This window comes from Ruthenibacterium lactatiformans, from assembly GCF_000949455.1.
GTDB lineage: Bacteria > Bacillota > Clostridia > Oscillospirales > Ruminococcaceae > Ruthenibacterium > Ruthenibacterium lactatiformans.
In genome coordinates this window covers 1-6,948 of record NZ_JXXK01000066.1, presented here as the reverse complement: position 1 = coordinate 6,948, position 6,948 = coordinate 1, and the positions used below count along the sequence as shown (strand labels likewise).

Below are 6,948 nucleotides of genomic sequence, written 5' to 3'. Positions count from 1 at the left end.
GGGATGAGCGAAGAGGAACAACTGGCAAATGTGGATGCGATCCGGGAGTCCATGGGCCTGTGGGACGCGGAGGGAAAGTTATCCAAAGAAAGTGAAATTACAATTGAAGAAGTGCGTGATGATTTTGAACAGATAAAGCATATTAAAAATTTGGAAAATTTTGTTGAAGATCCATTGCTTTTAAAAGATGTTTCTCCTGAAACGCTTTATTGTTTTCTTGAAAAACAGGGGTATACAATTTTACCGCTTGCACAAAGTAAAACCTTAACAGGTATCCATTATAAAGATGGTGGAGGATTTAAAGTGAATTGGGGAGGAGATAGAATATTGCAGTATCATCCAGCGACAGGTAGTCATCACAACGGCGCATATTATAAAATATCTTCGGGGAAAACAGGTAAAGTACGAATTGACTTGCATGGAAACAAAATTTAATAAATGAGGTGAATGTAAAAATGGAGACAGATAAAATTAAGAGCACAATTAAAAAAATGGAGAATGTTTTTTTGAAGGCAGGGTTTGAATGGCAAATAATAAATGACGAAAGGTATCTTGTGTATCGTGAAAACTTTTGTCAGATTACATATGTGCATGGCCTTTCGGCCTATGTGATAGAAGCAACGAATAATCGGCGGGAGGCAGAAAACGGTGTGTTGGAAGATGGAGAGTTGTACCCGGATGACATGCCTGAACAGAAACTTTTAAGAATACTGGCGGAAGATATCCGGGAACTTTACCACACGCCGTTTTGAGTAAGCAAATAGTTTTTAATAAGAATAGAGGTATTAGTAAATGAACAGTCCGCAGCGGAAAACCGCTGCGGTTTTTTTGGACCCTTTTATCACCCGCGCCTGCGGCCGCCCAGCGACGGGGCGCATGGCAGACCTTTGTGGAAACGCAGCCGGGCGCGCTGTACGCGGGGCTTGTGGGGACGCTGACAAGCGCGGTGATGAATTTGCCGGGGGAAGCGTATGCACTGGCAAGGAAAAACAAGCCCGGCGCTGTACCGGACGCGCAGCAAAGCGGGAACAGCGTTCCGCGCCTGTTTACGCGGGACGAAGTGCAGGGGATGAGCGCGGGGGAGGTGAGCGAGAATTACGATGCGATACGGGAATCCATGGGACTGTGGGACAAGGACGGGGAACTTCCGGAGAATATGCCCGAAAGCGGCACGGTTGATGTGCCGACGGTTGACAGCGAAAGCCCAGCGGGTGATAATGGAGAAAACATTGATTTTTATGTAGCTCCGAATGGAAAAGTTTTGCCGGCAGAGTATAAAGGCTGGATTGGCACCAACAGAAGAGAATCTCTGATAAATTCTGTTGATGATGCAAGACTGAGAAAAATGATTGGTGAAGTGTACAGACCAAGCTCGGTGATTGGTGACGGAGGAACGGCGGACAGCATACGTTTTGAGCGGAAAACAGGGCGACTGTTGAGCAAATCGGGACATTCGCAGAAAGCTCAAAATATGCTGGTGTATTTTCAAAAATTAAAGGATTCTGGAAATTTGTCTGACAAAGATTTAAAAGTAGTAACCGAACTTTTGAATGATCTGCGAAAAGCATTGGAGGAAAAGGGATGAACCAAAATAATGTATGGCAGGAATATTTAAAGGCCGTGCCCGAGCTGCAAGCACCTTTCGAGGCACAATGCCGGGAAAACTGGGTGGATGGAACGGATGGTCCGTATGTCATTTGGGGGATGGGGCTTATGCCCTGCATTCTGGAACGGCTGGCTTATGAAGAACAGAACAAAGATTTACTGGATCGAACTTTTGCTTTTTTTGAAAAAATGGCCTGTGCCAGCGAAGAAGTACGGGAGCTGCTGTTGTATGCGGTACTGGAAAAACTTGGGGACGATAAAGCGGTTTTGGCCAAAGCAAGGCTGTTGATGGGCGCAAAAACGTTGGAATATTCCCGGCAGGTAGAGGCCTTTTTGGGGCGGGAATAAAGCTGTGAGAATGGGATAACGCCCTGAAGCAACCGTGAGCGGCAGGCAGCTTTACACCCGCGCCGAGGTGCAGGGAATGAGCGCGGGGGAGGTGCGCGAAAACTACGATGCGATACAGGAATCCATGCGCCGGGGTTTTGCCGTCGGGGACCCGGCGCGGCGCAGCCGTGACGGGAACGGCAAAATAGCGGCCCCTGTGGGGCCGGTAACCGGCCGTGCGGTTTCGCGGAGCGAAATGGAGGCCGATTTAAGGCCGACAAGCGCCTTTGGGACAAAAACGGGGAGCTGCTGCAAAGCGCGGAGACGGAGACGGCGCGGCGCATGGCGCTGGAAACGGGGCGGGCCGGCAAAACAGACCTGGACTGGCTGGAGCATCTGGCGGGCACGGCGAAAATGGAGCTGCAATATGTGTTCCAGCCGGGCAGCGGGGTGCAGGCCGCGGTGCAGGGCAGACGCATTACGGTGAACCTGGTCGGCGCGGGCTATGCGTTCGGCGCGGCGGTGCACGAGCTGGGGCACAGCATGAAAGCGGCGGACGCGAAAGCGTATGCGAAATTTGAGAGCGCCGTGCTGCGGCTTGCACAGAGCGACGCGGCTTTGGAGCAGATTGCGCGGCAGACGGCGGCGGACTACTTAAGCCCGGACAGCCCGGCGCGCGCGGGGCTGCTGGACGCACAGGGGAATATCGACGCGGCGGCGCTGAACGAGGAAATAAGCCTGCGGCTTGCGCAGGAGCTTGTGGCGGACCCGGAAAAGCTGGTGCGCGCGGTGGAGCGCGACCGGGGGTTGACGGAAACCTTTCTGGACTTTGTGCGCGGGCTGAAAAACCGCATTGCCATCCGTCTGAGCGGCAGCGAGCGGGCCATGCTGGACGAAGCGGAGCGCACGCTGGTGAACCTGCTGCGTGGCGAGGCGGGAAGCGTTGCGGGGGAGAAATACAGCTTTGTGCGCGCCACGGACGCGGAGCAGATTGCGCGTGCGCAGGAGCTGGAAGCCCAGGGGGAGAACGCGAAGACGATATGGAGCGAAACGCACCTGACAAGGGACGGCGGCGGCGCGTGGGTGCAGGAGATAAACGACCACGGCGCAAAGCCGCGCCCGGACGGCGACGCGCGGGGCGAAAAGGGCGGCCGCCTTGCGGACTATCTGGAGCACCCGGAGCTGTATGAGGCGGATCCGGGTATAGCGGACATAAACGTGGAACTGGGAACGCTGTCGGAAAGCGAAAAGGGAAAATATTCTCTGCAGGAACGAACGCTGCGTTTTACTGAAGACACGTTTAAAAATAAAAGCATGTCGGACATAATGCACGAGGTACAGCACGCCATTCAAAATGAGGAGGAGCTTGCAGCGGGCGGAAGCCGAAAGCTGGCATATGCGGCACTGGTGAGCGACGCATACGAAGCGGTAAAGGATACGCCGGAGTTCCAAAGCCTGCAAACAAAAGAAGAAAGGCTGCATTATCTGGAAGAAGCGGCGGCGAAACAGGCGGGCGCGCCCGATATAGAAACAGCGGCCACCAACGGATATGTAAACCTCGGCGGCGAAAAAATGGCGCGGCAAACGGCAAAGCGCTGGTATTACACCAAAGACCAGCGTGAAAAAACATGGCCGGACGTGGCGGGCAACGTGCTGGACAAAAGCGTTGAATCCCAGCGCATTGTTGAAACGCTGGAAAGGATAGGGTATACTAAAAATGAAATAAGGGGATTGTTAGGAGGGTAGGAAATGACAAATCAAAAACAAATAGAGTATTATGACGAAAAATTTAAATATTGGATCACAACAATCGATGACTTTGAGGATACGCCGTATACATGTGCTGTGATTGATGAAACCTGCCGCCTGGTAAAATTGATAGAAGCCCACCCGGAACTGGCGGAGGAAGAATATGTTCCCAGCGAGGAATTTTTGGAACAGGCAAAAGCGGAAGAAGGCTATTCATTCTATTCACTCCCTTGCTTGGACGCCCGATACGGATTGCTGAAAAATTCAGAGCAGTTGGAAGATTTGAAAAAAAGAATCTCGTGGTATCAGCGGCGTAAAGAACGGCCTTATATGTCTTATAGCGAGGAAACCGCACAGGCAGTAGCTGAAGAAATTGCCCGTATCAATCGCTTGCTACAAGAGCGTCCGGAACAGGCGGAGGAGACCTATATTCCCCCGGAAGAATACCTGGCGCAAATCAAAGGCACCATGTTCTGGTAAAACAAAATATCCCCGAAAACGCAAGGCCGCAGCGGTGCAAACCGCTGCGGCTTTTTTGCTGCTTTTTTGCCTGTTTTCTTTTGGAAAATTCCGGAAAAACGGACTTGCGAAGGCGTACAATGATTACAGGATAAGGTGGGCGCACGGGCTTGCGCTTATCCGAAATTCGCAGGCAACGCGGAAAAATCCAACCGCTTTCCAAGCGTAAAAAGGGGTGCCCGGAGGTGAGCGCCGCCAGCGGCGGATACAGCGAACCGGAAGGGCTGGGGTGCGAGCGCGGGACCACATTTGAGCAAAGCGAAAATGGGGCAGCGAGCACGTTGCCCCCGGCGGGGGCGACGACCGGCCAGCGCGGTTTCGCCGCAGGAGAAATGGAGCCGAATGGCGACAAGCGCTGGGCAGCAGCGAGGAGCCGCACGAGCATGCGCCGCATGCGACGGAGGCGACCGCTGCAACCGGGGCGACGCTTCAAAGGGCACACAAAAAAATTCGCTTTCCAAGCGTAAAAAGGAGCAACCATGGAAGAAATGAACACCATCGAAATGCAGGCGCAGGAGAGCGCCGCAGGGACCGCCGGATATGCGGAAAGCACGGCGCCGGCCGGGCCGGAGGCTCCGCAGGGGGACCTGGGCGGCGCGGACAACGAAGGGACGGGCGCGCGGCGGCAGACACCGGAGGAAAACGCCCGTTTTGCCGCCATGCGCCGCCGGCAGGAGGCGCAGCAGCGGGAGGAACGGCTTTTTCACGAGCTGGTGGGCGACGCGCGCAACCCGGAAACCGGAATGCCGTTTGCGTCCAAGGCGGAATTTGTCGCGTGGCGCGACGGGGCGGCGGGCCGCGGACGCGCGCAGGCCGCGCCAGTGGAGCCGGAGGCCCTCGCGCGGCTTGAGGCACAGCTCCGCCAACAGTTCAGAGCCACGGACCCGGAGTTCCTGGCGCAGGCCGCGGAGCTGAAGAAGGCCCATGACAGGGAGGCGCAGGCGCAGTTTTCAAACGATTTGAAAACCATCCGCGCGGCTTACCCGGACGAAAAGGCCCAAAAGGTAGAGGAGCTTGGCATTGAGTTCCTCAAGCTGTGCGCCGGCGGCATATCGCCGCTTGTGGCGTACGAGGCCATCCGGAACGAGAAAGCGCGCAGCGCGGCGAACCCGCCCAGCATGGGCGATGTGAAAACCTCGCCCACAACGGAAAAGGAGTTTTTCACGCGCGCGGAGGTGGCGGCTATGGACCAGGCGACGGTAAGCCGGTATTTCGACAAGATCCGAAAATCACAGCAATACTGGAAATAACGAAAGGAGAAACGACGAAGCATGGCATATGAGAATTTTATTCCCACCGTATGGGCGGAGGCGATCAACCGGGAGCTGGAAAAGGCGCTTGTGTACGCGGAGGGCTGCAACCGCCAATACGACGGTGAAGTAAAAGCGATGGGCGACACGGTGCGCATTCTTGGCGTGGGCAGGCCCACCATTACCACAACCACCGACAAGGCGATCACGCTGAGCGCCCCGGAAAGCGTGGAGGACAGCAGCGTGACGCTTGCCGTCCGGCAGATCAGCTATTTCAACTACAAGGTGGATGATATCGACAAGCGGCAGGCTGTGGGCGGCGTGATGGAGGCGCTGAACAAGGAGGCGACTTACGGCCTTGCGGACGAGATGGACAAGCACATTGCCGGTATGGCGGCAACGCGCGAGGCGGTGAAGTACGCGGCCAGCGCGACGGCCATCACAAAAGACAACGTGCTGGGAGAGATCGACAAGGCGCTGGAAAAGCTGTACGGCAACAACGTGCGGCCCAACGGCAAAATCATGATGGAGGTGCCGCCCTGGTTCTACATGCGCCTGAAGCAGGCATACACGGCGCTGGACACCGACAACAGCAAAATGCTGGAGAACGGCCGCGTGGGCAAGTACGGCAACGTTATTGTAAAGATGAGCAACAACGTCGCCGTGGATTCCAGCGCAAACAGCCTTATTACGGTGCACACGGACAAGGCAGTGGCGTTTGTGAACCCGATGACGCACGTGGAAGCGTACCGCCCGGAGAAGGGCTTCTCCGACGCGGTGAAGGGCTTTGTGCTGTATCAGGCGAAAATCGTGCGGCCCAAGGAGCTTGTGGTGCTGAACTGCAAGGCCGGGGCTTAATGGAAAGGAGTTTTGAAACATGGCTGCAACTGCAATTGCTTTGACAAAAATCCCCTTGAACGGCGGGGTGGAGCTGCCCGCTACGGCTGCGCTGGACGGCACGGCCGGGGCGGAGATTCAGTTTGACGGGCAGGACACGAAGATCGTGATCCTGATTGAGAACGGCGGCTCCAGCGCCGGGGACGTGACATTCAAAGCCGGAAATGGCATTCAGGGCGTCGCGGACCTTGTGGTGAACGTGGCGAACGGCAAGACCAAGGCCGTGGTGCTGGAATCCGGCGCGTTTAAAAAGGCGGGCAAGGTATATGTAACGGGCGCCGCGACCATGAAGGCGGCGGCGCTGCTGCTGCCGTAAGGGTGCCGAACGCCGCGCCCGCGCGGTGAAACAAAGCGAAAGGACGCCCCCGCCGGGAGGAATGCGAAAGCATGGCCCGGCGGGGGCATTTTTGCGCCGAAAAATGCGCCGAAAAAGAGGACGTACGCAGACGGAATGGAGGCAAGGCCGGGGTTTTGCCGTTGGGGCCCCGGCGCGGCGCAGCCGTGACGGGAACGGCAAAACGTCGGCCCCTGTGGGGCCGATGACCGGCCAGCCCGGTTTCGCCGCAGGCGAAATGCGACCGGACGGGAGCAAGGGCCGGGG

The 6,948-nt window shown here is 56.2% G+C and carries 9 protein-coding genes; all 9 read left to right on the top strand.

Annotated features, from left to right (window positions below; all coding sequences use genetic code 11):
* A partial coding sequence (locus TQ39_RS21360; protein ID WP_478002457.1) for a hypothetical protein occupies positions 1 to 435 on the top strand: 435 nt, incomplete at its 5' end.
* A gap of 20 nt (positions 436 to 455) precedes the next feature.
* Complete coding sequence (locus TQ39_RS19380; protein ID WP_050006751.1) at positions 456 to 752, top strand: hypothetical protein; 297 nt, start codon at positions 456 to 458, stop codon at positions 750 to 752.
* 137 nt (positions 753 to 889) lie between these two features.
* Positions 890 to 1,585 (top strand): hypothetical protein, encoded by a 696-nt coding sequence (locus tag TQ39_RS19375; RefSeq protein WP_050006750.1) that lies wholly within the window; start codon positions 890 to 892, stop codon positions 1,583 to 1,585.
* Entirely contained in the window at positions 1,582 to 1,953 is a 372-nt protein-coding gene (locus TQ39_RS19370) for a DUF7674 family protein (protein WP_009324268.1), read from the top strand. The genes TQ39_RS19375 and TQ39_RS19370 overlap by 4 nt, the downstream gene beginning before the upstream one ends.
* Before the next feature lie 321 nt (positions 1,954 to 2,274).
* A complete protein-coding gene (locus tag TQ39_RS19365; RefSeq protein ID WP_050006749.1) occupies positions 2,275 to 3,678 on the top strand; it encodes an LPD23 domain-containing protein in 1,404 nt (467 codons plus the stop codon).
* Positions 3,679 to 3,681: 3 nt separating this feature from the next.
* Positions 3,682 to 4,161 (top strand): hypothetical protein, encoded by a 480-nt coding sequence (locus TQ39_RS19360; protein ID WP_050006748.1) that lies wholly within the window; start codon positions 3,682 to 3,684, stop codon positions 4,159 to 4,161.
* 518 nt (positions 4,162 to 4,679) lie between these two features.
* On the top strand, positions 4,680 to 5,450 hold the full coding sequence (locus TQ39_RS19350) for a hypothetical protein (protein WP_050006747.1): 771 nt from the start codon (positions 4,680 to 4,682) through the stop codon (positions 5,448 to 5,450).
* A 21-nt stretch (positions 5,451 to 5,471) separates the two neighbouring features.
* Entirely contained in the window at positions 5,472 to 6,308 is an 837-nt protein-coding gene (locus TQ39_RS19345) for a hypothetical protein (RefSeq protein ID WP_009324272.1), read from the top strand.
* Between the two features lie 19 nt (positions 6,309 to 6,327).
* Positions 6,328 to 6,663 carry a hypothetical protein gene (locus tag TQ39_RS19340; protein ID WP_050006746.1) on the top strand — a complete coding sequence of 112 codons (336 nt, stop codon included), beginning with the start codon at positions 6,328 to 6,330 and terminating at the stop codon, positions 6,661 to 6,663.
* The last annotated feature ends 285 nt before the right edge of the window (positions 6,664 to 6,948 follow it).